4 protein-coding genes are annotated in these 13,389 nt (G+C 76.9%); all 4 read left to right on the top strand.

Features of this window, described 5'->3' with window-relative positions; all coding sequences use genetic code 11:
- The first annotated feature begins 185 nt into the window (after positions 1-185).
- The gene (locus MW084_RS17020) at positions 186-4,001 is read left to right on the top strand and encodes a tubulin-like doman-containing protein (RefSeq protein ID WP_275563662.1); all 3,816 of its coding nucleotides are present in this window, start codon (positions 186-188) and stop codon (positions 3,999-4,001) included.
- Positions 4,002-6,896: 2,895 nt separating this feature from the next.
- A partial coding sequence (locus tag MW084_RS17025) for a protein kinase family protein (RefSeq protein ID WP_476718372.1) occupies positions 6,897-7,967 on the top strand: 1,071 nt, incomplete at its 3' end.
- Between the two features lie 1,093 nt (positions 7,968-9,060).
- Positions 9,061-11,526, top strand: coding sequence for a hypothetical protein (locus MW084_RS17030; RefSeq protein ID WP_275563663.1), 2,466 nt, complete (start codon positions 9,061-9,063; stop codon positions 11,524-11,526).
- 552 nt (positions 11,527-12,078) lie between these two features.
- Positions 12,079-13,311 carry an arginine deiminase gene (locus tag MW084_RS17035; RefSeq protein WP_010472726.1) on the top strand — a complete coding sequence of 411 codons (1,233 nt, stop codon included), beginning with the start codon at positions 12,079-12,081 and terminating at the stop codon, positions 13,309-13,311.
- Positions 13,312-13,389: the final 78 nt, after the last annotated feature.

Genomic DNA, 13,389 nt, shown 5'->3' on the forward strand with positions numbered 1-13,389 from the left:
CCCGNCCCCGCCGCCCCGGCGACGACCCGGACGGCACCGGCGGCACCGGCGGCTGGTCCCGCGACCGCGGGAACGCCGCGGGCGGCACCGGCCGCGACGACAGCCGGGCCGGCGCCGGCTCCTGGGACCCGGACTTCTGACGCAGCACCGCACGACGGGGCGCCCGCGCCCCGAGGGGAGACGCAATGAAGATCTACCAGCCCATGCTCTTCGTCGGACTGGGCGGCACCGGCGGCCGGATCGGCGCCGAACTCGAACGGAGCCTGCGCCGCGAACTGTGCGGCCCCGACGGCACCTGGCTCGTGGACGGCGGCCGCCGCGCCCCGTACCAGCTGCCCGACTGCCTCCAGTTCGTGTACGCCGACTTCAGCGAGACCGACCAGAAGGGGCACCCGCGCTTCAGCCGGAAGGGCTCCGAGGCCGCCGCGTACGCGCGCACCTCCCACATGGTGGGCGACCTGCTGCCCGCGGAGTTCGAGAGCTCCCCGGACGTGACCCGGATGCTGCGCGTCGGCCTGCACCGGGAAACCCGCGACTGGCTCCCCCCGGACACCCGCGAACCCCGCGTCGCCCCCCTCCACAGCGGCGCCGGCCAGCTCCCCACCGTGGGTCGCGCCGCCCTGTTCGCCACCCTCCGCGGCGGCCTCGAACCCGTCCTCGGCCCGCTGCGCGCCGCGATCGGGGCCATCGGCACCTCCGCGGGCGACCTCCAGCGGCTCGGCGGCGGACGCATCCGGGGCTGCGACGTGTTCGTGGCGTTCTCCGTCGCGGGCGGCACCGGCGCGGGCATCTACCACGACTTCCTCCACCTCGTCGGGCACGAGTTCCGCAACGCCAGGGTGCCCGGCGTGAAGATCTACCCGCTCGTCGTCATGCCGTCCGCGTTCCCGCCCGGGGCGGGCGGCGGCCGGGAGGCCGAACTCAACGGCGCCCGCGCCCTGGTCGACATCTCCCGCCTCGTGGACGACCAGAACATGCCGGGCGCCGACGCCGCCGTCGGCGACGTCGAGCACCGCTCCCGGATCAGCGTCCGCTACCCCGGCGACACGGTCGTGCGGCTGCGCGCCTCCACCGTGCAGACGGCCTTCCTGTTCGGCAAGCCCACCGTCATCCGCCGGGAGGACCTGCGCCGCTCCATCACCGCCCTGGTGACATCCCTCATCGGCACCGAGCTGTCCGACCGGTCCGGCGCCTCCCAGGACGACTACCAGTCGTTCGCCGAGAGCTTCGTCAACAAGGGCGTCGAACGGTCCAGCCACGCCGCCTCCGGCATCGGCTACCGCAGCATGTCCACCACCCTCGCCGCGTCCCTCACCGTCCCCGTGGACGACCTCGCCGAGATCGTCGCCGCCCGCCTCCTCGCCCAGGCCGTGCGCGGCATGGAGGAACGCGCCCGCAAACCGGCCGAGAACGGCACCGAACGGGTCCGGGAGATGTTCCGGCACGCCCGCGTCGAGGCCCTGTGGAACCGGGCCGCCCCCGATGTCCCGGACCCGGAGGTGCCGCCCCGCGGCAGCCGGGCCGTGACCCTGGCCCTCCACAACCGCCGCGGGGACATGGAGGACGCCCTCGCCCGGCTGGAACGCGAACTCACCCGCGAGATGCCCCGGACGGCCGAGGAGTTCCAGCCCGGCGGCGCCGTCCGCAAGGTCCTCGGCGCCTACGGGCCGTTCGGCGTCGCGGCCGTGGTCCGGGGACTGCGCGGGCACCCCGAGCGGGTCGCCGAGGCGGGCTTCGCCGGCATGCTCGAGAACCGCTGCGGCGAACCCCGCCGGCCCCCCCACGTCCAGCGGTCCGCCCCCCAGGTGCCCCGGATCAAGGGCGGCGCCGGCGGCCTCGTACCGGCCCGCTGGAGCGACCCGGACGTACGGGAGGCCAGGACCGAACAGGACGACTGGTACCGCTGGCGGGCCCACGCCCTGTGGCACCGGGCCTGGCGGGAGCACGAGTCGCGCTGGCGGCCCGTCCTCGACCACGCCGTCCAGGAACTCGCCGAACTCGCCGACGCGCTGCGCGGGCACGCCCAGGAGGAGGGCAAGTCGTTCGCCGCCCGCCGCCGCGAGCTCTACCGCGACGACCGCACCGGCGTGTGCTACCTGCTGCCCCCGCAGAACAGCCTCCGCGTCTTCTACGACGACGTCGTCCGGCGCCTCGGCCGCGACCTCCACCTCCCCGAGGAGAACACCGACCCGGCCGACATCGTCGACGCCCTCGTGGACTCCTCCCACTGGCTGCGCGCCCTGGAGGCCGTGCGCCACTCCCACGGCGCCGCCGTCAAGGAGGTCAAGCAGGTCCTGGAACAGCGCGTCAAGGCGCTGTTCGGGGAGAAGGGCAACAACCTCAACGACCGCCCCCTCCTGCCGTCGATGGAACTGCTCCTGCGCGCCGCCGCCGGCGACGAGGCGGCCGAGGCCGGCGTGGACGGCCGCTGGCTGGAGCAGTTCCGCGCCCAGATCGCCGGGCTCCTGCCGGTCGGCTTCACCCCCGACGGCAACGGCCCCCTCAAGGTCCTCATCACCTTCCCGCGCGGCGAGGCCGACGGCCGCACCTCCGAGTACCTGGAGAAGGCCCTCCACCTGCCCCCGCACGTGAAGACCGAACGGCACCCCGTCGACTCCGAGTCGATCACCGTCGTGCTGTTCCGCAGCGGCATGAGCCTCACCGACGTCTCCGAGGTCCGCGGCCTCCTCAAGCTGTGGTCCGAGGCGCGGGAGGCCGGCCGCTCCGACGACTTCCTGCCCTGGCGGCAGCGGCTCGGCTACCGGGACGACTGGCTGGTCAGCACCGAGGAGGACCGTCAGCACATCCTCCACCGCGTGCTGTGCGCCATGTGGAACGGCCTCGTCGGCCACGACGGCGACCCGGCCTCGCCGGACGTGGTGCGCATCCGCCTCCAGCGCGGCGAGTCCGCGACGATGGCGCTCCGCGTGGAGCCGTTCGACGGGCAGTTGTCGAGCTGGGCGGGACTGCTCCGGGCGTACGAGCGCACCGCGCTGCTGGAGGAGGAGTCCATCATCGGGGTGTTCTGCGAGCGGCTGATGAACATGCAGCCGGCCGGCCTCGCCACCGCTCCGGTGAGGCCCGCCCCGCTGTTCCTGCGGTTCGTCGAGGAGATCGCGCCGCGCGAACTGGACCGCCTGGACGAGCTCACCGCCCGGTGGGGCCCGGAGGAGTGGCTGGAACCGCTGCGGGCCTTCTGGACCGAGACGCTGCCCGGCGCCCTCGACCGGCCCTTCCAGACGGAGGCCAGGAGCTCCGCCGGGACCCTGCGCGCCCTGTACGAGCGGTACCGCCGCGGCCTGGAGGAGCAGGCCGCCGCGCCTCCGCCCGACCCCTCCCCCCACCGGCCCGGATCCGGGCCCCGGTACGAGCCCGGGCCCCGGTACGGGTCAGGGCCCGGCCCCGAGTCGCGGTCCGGATCGGGCTCCGGACACGCACCTCCGTACGAGTCGCGGTACGACTCCGGGTCCGGGTCCGGGCACGACTCCGGGACCGAGGCGGGGCACGAGCCCGGGTCGGGGTCGGGGTACGAGCCCCGGTCCGGGGCGGAGTCCCGGCACGGGTCCGGGCACGACTCCCGACACGATTCCGGGTACGGGTACGGGTCCCGGCACGATTCCCGTAGTGGGTACGGGTCCCGTTCCGACTCCGGGTACGACCCCGGGCACGGCTCCTGGCCCGGGGCCGACTCCGACCCCGAGTCCCGCCGCGACTCCGGGGCCGGGTCCGGGTCGGGGTACGAGCCCGGGTCCGGGACGGAGTCCCGCCGCGATCCTCGCCCCGACTCCGGGTCCTGGGCGGAGTCCCGCCGCGACCCCGGTTCCGGAACCGGTTCCGGCCCCGGGTCCGGCTCCCGGCACGAGCCCCGCTCCGGGCCCTTCCCCGAGTCTTTCCCCGAGCCCTTCCCCGAGCCCCGGAACGGACGCGACCCGGAGCCCGCCCCCACCGAACCGCAGCCCGGCACCGGCCGTGCGCCCCTGTACCCCTGGGACGAAGAGTGAACCTCCGCACCACCCCCGGCACCACCCCGGTGCACCGGCGGCCCGGCCACGCCGTCCCGCTCGACCTGCGCGGCGCACCCGGCCCCGACGTCGTGCGCGCCGCGCTCGACACCCTGTCCCACGCCGACGACGAGCGGCGGTTCCTCGTCCTGGACGACGCGGCCCGGCTCGTCTCCCACCACCTCCTGTACGAGCGGCTCCACTCGTACGGCCCCGCCACGGTCCTCTGCCTCGCCGTCGGAGGCCCCGGGGANGGGGCCGGGGNNACACCNNNGAGNGGGCGCCGGGGAGCGTCCTGCGCCGCCCGCCGACCCTGCGCCCGCCCGCCGCCGGCGTCCTGTGGCTCCTCGACCCGCACACCGGCGGCGACCCGGACGGGCTGCGCCCGCTGGTCGAACTCCTCGTCCAGCCCGAGGTGTTCGACGCCGTCCTGCACGGCTTGGCCGAGGTCGCCCACGGCGTCGCCGTCCCGTCCGCGCGGATCGTGGAGCACGACCTCGGCGACGAGGCCCGCACGCGCGCGTGGCGGCAGGCCGTCGGCGCCTTCACCGGCCAGGAGGTGACGGGCGGCGGCACCGGCGACTTCGTCCCGCCCGAACTGGCCGTCCTCCTCGACGACTCGCTGCCCGACGCGGTCGCCGGCCACCGCTGGCTGGAGCCCTCGCGGCCCGCCGCCGCCCGCCGCCGCGCCTGCGACGACGCGCTCGGGGAGGCCCGCGCCGGGCACCGGCTCGTACGCGGGCCCGCCGGGCTGTTCGGCCGGGCCGCCCGCCACGCCGACCTGCCCGGCCGGCTCACCGGGCTGGGCCGCGCCCTGGAGGCGTACCGGGACACCGTCGCCGGGGCGTTCGCCGACGCCGACGGCGTACGGCTCACCCCGGAGCAGCGGGCCCGGCTCCTGGAGCGCGGCGTCGTCCTGCCCGACCTGCCCGCCGCCTCCCGCACCCGGGTGGTGCCCGCCCTGCGGGACCTCACCGAGCACCTGCTGGGGCAGCCCCTGCCGCTGCGGTCCGCCGCCGCGCGGCTCGCCGCCCTGTCCGACCGTTCGGCCCCGGCGGGCAGCGCGGCCCGGCTGGCACGCCTCGACGAGTCGTGCGACCCGGCGTACCTGCGCCACCTGGCCGGGCCGCCGCCGTTCCGCGCGGGCGGCACCACGGCCGAGGCGGCGCTGCTGGCGCTCGTACCGGCGTTCGCGGCCGGCCTGTGGCCGGGGTCCGGCTGGTTCCTGGGGCCCGCGGTCGGGGCCGTCGCGGCGGCGGTCGGCGCCCTGATGTGGCGCCACCGCCCGAACCGCTCCCCGGACGGCCGCCACGACGGCGGGGGCACCACCCGGGTGACGGCCCGGCTCCTGGGCGGCTTCGCCGGCGGTACGACGGGGGCCGTGGCGGGTTCCCTGCTGGGCCTGCCCGACTGGGTGGGCGCCCTGGCCGCGGCGGTCGCCCTCGTCGGCGCGGTCGTCCTCGCCGTACGGGACTGGACGCGGTCCGTGGACGCCTGGTGGCGCGACACCGACGCCGAGTACGCCGAGCGGGTCGTCTCCGATGTCGACCGGCTCCTCGCCGAGACGGCCGTGCACGACTGGCTGCTCGCCGACGCGCGGCACCACTGCGCGGACGGCGCCCGTGCGGTCGCCCTGCTGCTGCGCGCCCTCGCCGCGACCGCCGACGCCTACGGGCGGGACGGCGACCCGGCCGTTCCCGCCCCGCGCGGCGCCCGGCCGGGGCCCACATCCCGTCAGGTTCCCCCGGCCGGGACCGGTGGTGGCGCCGACCCGTGGGAGTGGGACACCTGGGGGGACGGCTCCGCCGGCGACGGCTGGTACGAGGCCGCCCCGCCCGGCCGACGGGAGGCCGCTCCGACCGGCGGCGACCCGTACGGCGGGAGACCGCCGGGCGGAGCCCCGCACGACGGGCCGGGCGACCCGTACGGCTCCGGCAACCCCTACGACACGACCGATCCCCACGACACGACCGACCCCCACGACACGACCGATCCCCAGGACACGACCGACCCCTACGACGTGACCGACCCCTACGGGCCTGACACCCCCTACGGGCCTGACACCCCCTACGGGCCTGACAGCCCCTACGGGCCCGACGCCCCGTACGGCCCCGACACCCCGGGCCACCCCCACGGTGCCCCGGGCCACCCCCGGGACGCGGCGACGGGGTCCTCGCAGCTGATCGGGCCCGCCTACGAGGCCGTCCCGGACTCCTCGGACGACCCGGCCGACGGGTTCGGCGACGGCTGGCCGCCGCTCGGCGCCGCCGAGGACCCGCCGTGGCTGGAGCGGGAGCGCGGCGACGGCGGGCCGGACCTGGTCGACACCCTCGTCGCCGACCTCGCCTCCGGCACCCGCCGCATCCTCGCCCCCTGCTGGGCGCGGATCGAACGCGACCCCGCCCGCGCCGGCCGCATCCCGCTCGACGGGCCCGTGCGCGACCTGCTCGACGAGGTCCACGGGCGCCTCCTGCGCGACGCGGCGACCTCTCCGCCCCCGCACGACCCGCACCCCGCACGGCGCCCCGACGCCACCCGGATGACCGGGGTCGCCCCCGACCGGGTGTCCGCCCTCCTCGCCCCCGACGGCGACGGCGACGGCGACGGCGAGCCGGCCGTCCCGCTGTGCGGGCCGCAGCACCGGCGGCTGCTGTCGGCCGACCCGCTGGCCGTGCACCGCGTCCGGTTCGCCCCCGAGGCGTTCCGGCGCGGCACGGCGGAACCCGACGGCCCGCCCGCGCCGGACGGGCGGCCCACGGCGCGCACCGCCCACGCGGAGGACGTCGTGTGGACGCCCGCCGGCCGCCACGCCGGAGTGCTCGGCCTGGTCCCGCTGCGCGGCGACGCCGTCCGAACGGTCCGCGAGGACACCCCGGGAGAGGACGGCGACCCGTCATGACGCACCCCCCCTCGCAACCCCACCGGCCCCCTCACCGGCACTCCCGCCCGCAGGCCCGCGAGTCCGGCGGCGAACTGGCCTTCCTGACCCACGAGGGCGACCCGGTGCGCTTCTCCGCCCGGTTCGGCGCCGACCGCGAACCGCCCGGCCGCCCCGGGCGGCTGGCCCGCACGGTCACCCTCGGCGCCGACTGGACGGTCCTGCAGTACCGCGTCGCCCCCGGCGACGCCCGTGCGCACGCCGCCCTCGAACGGGAGGCCGCCGCGGCCGTCGCGCTGGAACGGCGCTACGGCCGCGAGCGGTTCGGGGAGCTCTTCACCCGCGTCGTCGGCCACGACCTCGACGCGCCCGAACCGTTCGTCCTGTACCGGATCGCGGACGGCGAACCGCTCGCCTCCCACGGCGGTGCCCTCGGCGTCGGGGAGCGGCAGCGCGTCGCCACCCAACTCGTGCTCGCCGTAAGGCTGTTGGAGGCCACCGGTCTGGTGCACCGGGCGATCGGCCCGGACACCGTCCACTGGGACGGCCGGCACGTGCGGCTCGCGGAGCCGTACGCCGCGCTGCGCGCCGGGGAACCGCGCGAGGCGTACGGCGCGGCCCCCTGGGCGTCGCCCGAGCAGCGCCGGGGCACCGGGGCCGCCGACCCGCGCGACGATCTGTGGTCCGTCGCGCAGCTCGTGTACTTCCTGGCCGCCGGCCGCCCCGACCGGGGCGCGGGCCCGCCCGCCGACCTGGCTGACTTCCGGGGGCTCGCCGCGTTCGACCGGGGCGGCGCCTTCGCCCCGCTGGCCGCCGGGCGCCCCGCCCCGGCCGAACTGATGCGCCTGCTGAACGTCCCCGACCCGCTCGCCCGGTCCGCCGGAGGCTCCTCCGCCCCGCCCGCCGACGACCCCGCCCCGGCCACCGTCGGCCCCACCGGGTACGACGGCCGGATCGCCCGCAAACGCGCCGACCTGGGCCTCGACCGGCCCCCGCCCGAGGACCCGGAGGGGGAGACGCGGCAGGCCCGCCGCCGCTGGTGGCCGGTGCGGACCGCCGCCCGCCGGCCCGCACCGGCCACCAGTGTCNGCGGCACNGCCNCCCGNCCGCCGCGGACACCGCGTCGGCGGAGCGGCTGTGCCCGTACTGCCTGCTGCCCGTCGCCTACGACCCGTCCGGCCTCGTCACCATCGACCCGAAGGGCGACCGCGTCCCCCTCGACCTGGGCGGCCTGCCGCCCGCCCACCGCCAGGACCTGCTCAGGACGGCGTACCAGCCGTGCCCCCACGCCGGCCGGGACACCCTGCACGAACTGCCCGTGCCGTACCTGACCAACGGCCGGCCCCTGTCGGTCGCCCTCGTCGGCAGCTCCGGCGTCGGCAAGACCCACCTCCTCGCCGCGATGCTCGCCGAGGTCGAGCAGGGCGGCCTGGAACCGTACGGCCTGAAGTGCCTGCCGCTGAACCCGGATACCCACCGCACGTTCCTGCGGGAACGGGTGCAGAACCTCTTACAGGGCAGGGAACTGGGCCGCACCGGGCAGCAGGCCTTCGCCCGGTTCGCCGACGGGCTGCTGGTCACCGGGCGCGGCCCGACCCGGCCCGTCGTCTTCTTCGACCTCGCGGGCGAGGACCTCGCGCAGGACGGCGCGGTGGCGCGGTTCCTGACCGGCGTCGACGCGTTCGTCTTCGTCCTCGACCCGCTGCGGGCCCTGCGCCTGGCGTCCCTGGACCCGGTGCGGGAGCTGAACGGGCTGCGGCGGCGGGACCTGGGCGACGAGGCGTTCACCACCGTCCTCAACCGCGTCCCCCGCACCCTGGGCCCCTACGTCGCGGCGCCCGCCGCGATCGCCGTCAACAAGAGCGACCTCGTCCGCGTCGAACCGGCCGTCGACCGGTGGCTCGGCCGACCCCTGCCCCCGGAGTACCGGGCGGACGAGGCGCGCGCCGAGAGCCGCGACGTCCACGCGTTCCTCACCCGGCACGCGACGGCCGCGTGGCTGCGGCCGTTCGACGACTGCGCCCGCTGCACCCTGCACTTCGTGGCGGCCACCGGCGGGCAGGCGCGGGACGACCGGTTCCCCCACGGCGTCCGGCCCCGCCGGGTCCTGGCGCCCCTTCTGTCGATCTTCGCCATGTGCGGGCTCCTGCCGGGAGCGGACCCCCGAGAGGCCGGTGTCTGATGTCGCCCCACGACAGGTCGGCCGACCAGATCGTCTTCCGCTGGGACACCGACAACCTCTCCGGTACGACCGGGTTCGGCCCCGTCGCCTGGTCCTGCCCGCCCGCGCGGGCCGACGCGGTGTTCCGGGCGTCGGCACCGCTGCTGCGGGCCACCGGGGAGGCGACCGCGCCCGCGCTGCTGCGCCTGGAGGACGGCGACTGGGTCCTGCTGGTGCGCCGGGTGCCGTGGCGGGACGCGGGCGGCCGGGCCGGCACCCTCTGCCACGCCCTGACGGGCCCGGCCGCCGTCCTCGACCCCGCGACCTGCCTGGGCCTGCACCCCTGGTCGTGGGAGGGCGGCGACCTGCCGCTCGCCGAGGTGCGGGGCACGCTGCCGCCCGTACCCGCATCCGCGCTGCTGCCCGCCGCCGACGCCGGGAAGCGGCTCCTCGACGGCGGACTCGCCCGCGTACGGCGCGAACTGGTCGGCGCCACCGCCGAGTTGCTGCGCCACCCGGACGCGGAGTTCACCTTCCTCGACCCGTCCGGACGGGCGGCGCACCCGGTGCTGTGGGGGCTGCACGGCCTCTTCGGCGGCCAGGCCGCGCGGTGGTGGACGTTCGCCACGCACGACACCGTCGAGTCGGACCGGCTGCGGTTCGTGTTCGTCAGCCGCTGGACCGGCGAGGCGTCCGGCAGCGGCGCCCGGCGGCGCGCCGACCCCACCGAGCGGTGCGGCGACCGGGCCGAGGCCGTGGCGGAGCGCCTGGTCCACCACCACCTGCGCGAGCGGTACGCGGTGAGGGCGGCCCTGCGCCGGGCCGCGGACCACCACCGGGCGACCCGCGGGGGCCCCGCGACGTGGCTGGCCCTCGCCGAGGCGGCACTGTCGGACCTGGACCGGTCCCCGAGCCGGGGCCCGGAGTGGTCACCGGACCCGGGCGGGGACCCGGGCCGGGACTCGGACCGATCTCCGGGCTTTCAGCGGTCTCCGGGCTTCGACCGTGCTCCGGGCCAAGGTCCGGACCCTGCTCCGGGCCGAGGTCCGAGTCATGCCCGGGACGGGGATTTCGACCGATCCCCCGATCGGGGCCCGGACCGGCCGCCGGGCCCGGACCGTGCCTCCGACCGGTCCTCGGGCTTCGACCGGTCCCCGGGGCAGCCCCCCCGGTGGCTCCCGGACCGGCCCCCGGAGCCGGATCGGGGGCGGGGTCGGCCCTCGGACCCGGACCGGGGTCTGGACCGGTCTTCGGGCCCGGACCGGCTTCCGGGGCTCTCCTCGGCTCAGCCTCCGGACCAGCTCTCGGACCAGCTCTCGGACCGGCTCTCGGATTGGGGCCTGGACCTGTCCCCGGAACCGCCCCCGGACCGATCGCCGGGCCCGGACCGGAACCGGCTTGCGGACCGGGACCGGCTTGCGGACCGAAGCCCGAACCGGCCCTCGGAGCAGCCCCCGGGACGGCTCCCGGGTCGGAACCCGGACCGGTCGCCGGACCGGTCGCCGGACCGGCCTTCGCCTCGGCCTCCGGAGCGGCTCCCGTCCCGCCCGGCCGCCCCGCCGTCGCGGAGGGCTCCGGAGGCCGGGCCCCGGCAGGATCCGCCGGTCCCGGTCGTGGCGCCCGAGTGGCCCGTCCCCGCCGAGGGCCGGCCGCGGACGCGCAGGTGGCTGGGCGGCGGCTCACCGCAGGGGCGCGGACCCGCCGACGACGAACTGCTCTGCGCGCTGCGCGCGAGCACCGGCGGGTACGAGAAGCTGACGGCCCTGATGACGGAGGTGGCCGAACGCTGGCCGTCCTGGAACCGGGAGCAGCGCGTCGCCCTGTGCGCCGTGCTCCTGGAGCGGGAACTGTTCGTCACCGACCGGGCGGGACCGATCCGGGCGGCCGACGACGTACGGGCCGCGAACGCCGCGTCGCTCTACCGCTGGGCGGTACGTCCCCTCCTGGACGACCCCGCCCTGTCCACGCGGGTGACCGACCTCCTGCCGCGCCTGAGCACCGGACCGCACCGCGCGGCCCGCGCGGCGGTCCGGCAGATCACCCTGAGTCCCTCCCCGGGTCTCCCGGAACCCACGTGGCAGGCCCTGCTGAGAGCCGCCACCCCCGCGTCCCCCCTGGGGCCGGAGGGGCCCTCCGCCTCCGTCGGGGAACGACACGGGGCCGCGCCCCCGCCCCCGCAGGCGGCACGCTCCACCCCCCAGGGAGACCGAGGCCACCGGGATGCCGGGGGGACTCACCGGGACGGCGGGGCCGAGTACCGGGATGCCGGTGGCGCTGTGCCGCGCGCCGGGGCGACGGACGCCGGACCTGGCGCCGGAGGGGCCGGACGGCCGGAAGAGGGTGGTGCCCGCCGCGAAGCCACCGGGTCCGGCGATCCGGTGCCGGGGTGGCGGCCCGAGGCAAGCAGTGGTGATGCCGGGGAGGCCCCCCGCCGGTACCGGTCGGCCACCACTCCACCGCCCCCGTACGCCCGCCCCACCCCGTAGGGGAGGGGAGCCCGCACGACGACACCGAGCGCCCTGCGGAGGACCGCCACCTCCCCGGGGGGCGACACCGTTCGGACGGCCACCGCCCACCGGACGACCCCCACCTACCGGACGACCGGCACCCCTCACAGGGCCGGCACCCCTCACAGGACCGGAACCCCTCACAGGACCGGAACCCCTCAAGGGACTGGCGTTCCCCCCACGACCGGGGCCCTTCAAGGGATCACCGCCCCCCGGACACCCGACAACCCCCGGACACCCGACAACCCCCTGGCACCCGTCCTTCTCCGGACGGCCACCACCCCCGGGAAGCCCGTCCCTCCCNGGACAGGGCNNGTCCCTCCCCAGACGGCCGCCGCCCCCCCGCCGCGGGGCCGGATGCGCGCGGGGGTGCCGATCCGCCGGGCGGTGCGGACCGCAAGCCGTTCGTCGTGGTCGGTGTCGGCACCGGGGCGATCCTCTTCCTCCTGGCGATCATCGTTGTCTTGATATCGCGGTCCTGTGAGTGATCGGGGCGGTGCTTTCGGAGCCCGGCTCGGCCAGGATGGGGGGATGGGATTTCATGTCGATTCCGAGACCGGGCGCCTGCGGCGCGTCATCCTGCACCGCCCGGATCTGGAGCTGAAGCGCCTCACTCCGAGCAACAAGGACGACCTCCTCTTCGACGACGTGCTCTGGGTGCGCCGCGCGCGCCACGAGCACGACGGGTTCGCCGACGCCCTGGCGGACCGCGGAGTGGAGGTCCACCTCTTCGGCGACCTCCTGTGCGAGAGCCTCGAACTGCCCGCCGCCCGCAAGCTGGTCCTGGATCGGGTCTTCGACGAGAAGGAGTACGGCCCTCTCGCGACCGACCACCTCCGTGCCGCCTTCGACGCGATGGAGACGCCCCGGCTCGTCGAGGCGCTGGTCGGCGGGATGACGAAGCGCGAGTACCTGGCCGGCCACGCCGAACCGACCTCCGTCCGCCTGCACGTCATGGACCTGGACGACTTCATCCTCCCGCCCCTCCCCAACCACCTGTTCACCCGCGACACCTCGACGTGGATCTACGACGGCGTGTCCATCAACCCGATGCGCTGGCCGGCCCGCCGCCGCGAGACGGTCCACTTCGAGGCGATCTACGGGCACCACCCCCTCTTCACGGGCCCGGAGGCGGGTTCGTTCCACCACTGGTCGCAGGGGCAGGACGACTACCCGGCCACCATCGAGGGCGGTGACGTCCTGGTCCTCGGCCGCGGCGCCGTCCTCATCGGCATGAGCGAGCGCACGACCCCGCAGGCCGTGGAGGCGCTCGCGCGGGGCCTGTTCGCCGCCGGTTCGGCACACACGATCGTGGCGCTGGACATGCCCAAGAGCAGGGCGTTCATGCACCTGGACACGGTCATGACGATGGTCGCGCCCGACACGTTCACCAAGTACGCGGGCCTCGGCATGCTCCGCTCGTACACGATCGAGCCGGGCGAGGGCGGGCAGGCCCTCAAGGTCACCGACCACGCTCCCGAGCACATGCACCGCGCCATAGCGGAGGCGCTCGGCCTGCCGTCGATCCGCGTCCTGACGGCCACGCAGGACGTGCGCGCGGCGGAGCGGGAGCAGTGGGACGACGGCTGCAACGTCCTCGCCGTCGAGCCGGGCGTCGTCATCGCGTACGAGCGGAACGTCACCACCAACACCCACCTGCGGCGGGAGGGCATCGAGGTGATCGAGATCCCCGGCAGCGAACTCGGGCGGGGCCGCGGCGGCCCGCGCTGCATGAGCTGCCCCATCGAGCGCGACGCCGCCTGACACCCACCGGAGCACCCCACCCGCCGGCACCCCGGACCACCTACCGGCACCCCGAGCCCCAGCGCTCCGAGCCCCGGC

Source organism: Streptomyces sudanensis, assembly GCF_023614315.1.
GTDB lineage: Bacteria > Actinomycetota > Actinomycetes > Streptomycetales > Streptomycetaceae > Streptomyces > Streptomyces sudanensis.

Bases quoted from the DNA above. Each gene is read 5' to 3' on its own strand.
- MW084_RS17020 (WP_275563662.1), top strand. From the start codon at position 186: ATGAAGATCTACCAGCCCATGCTCTTCGTCGGACTGGGCGGCACCGGC.
- MW084_RS17030 (WP_275563663.1), top strand. From the start codon at position 9,061: ATGTCGCCCCACGACAGGTCGGCCGACCAGATCGTCTTCCGCTGGGAC.
- MW084_RS17035 (WP_010472726.1), top strand. From the start codon at position 12,079: ATGGGATTTCATGTCGATTCCGAGACCGGGCGCCTGCGGCGCGTCATC.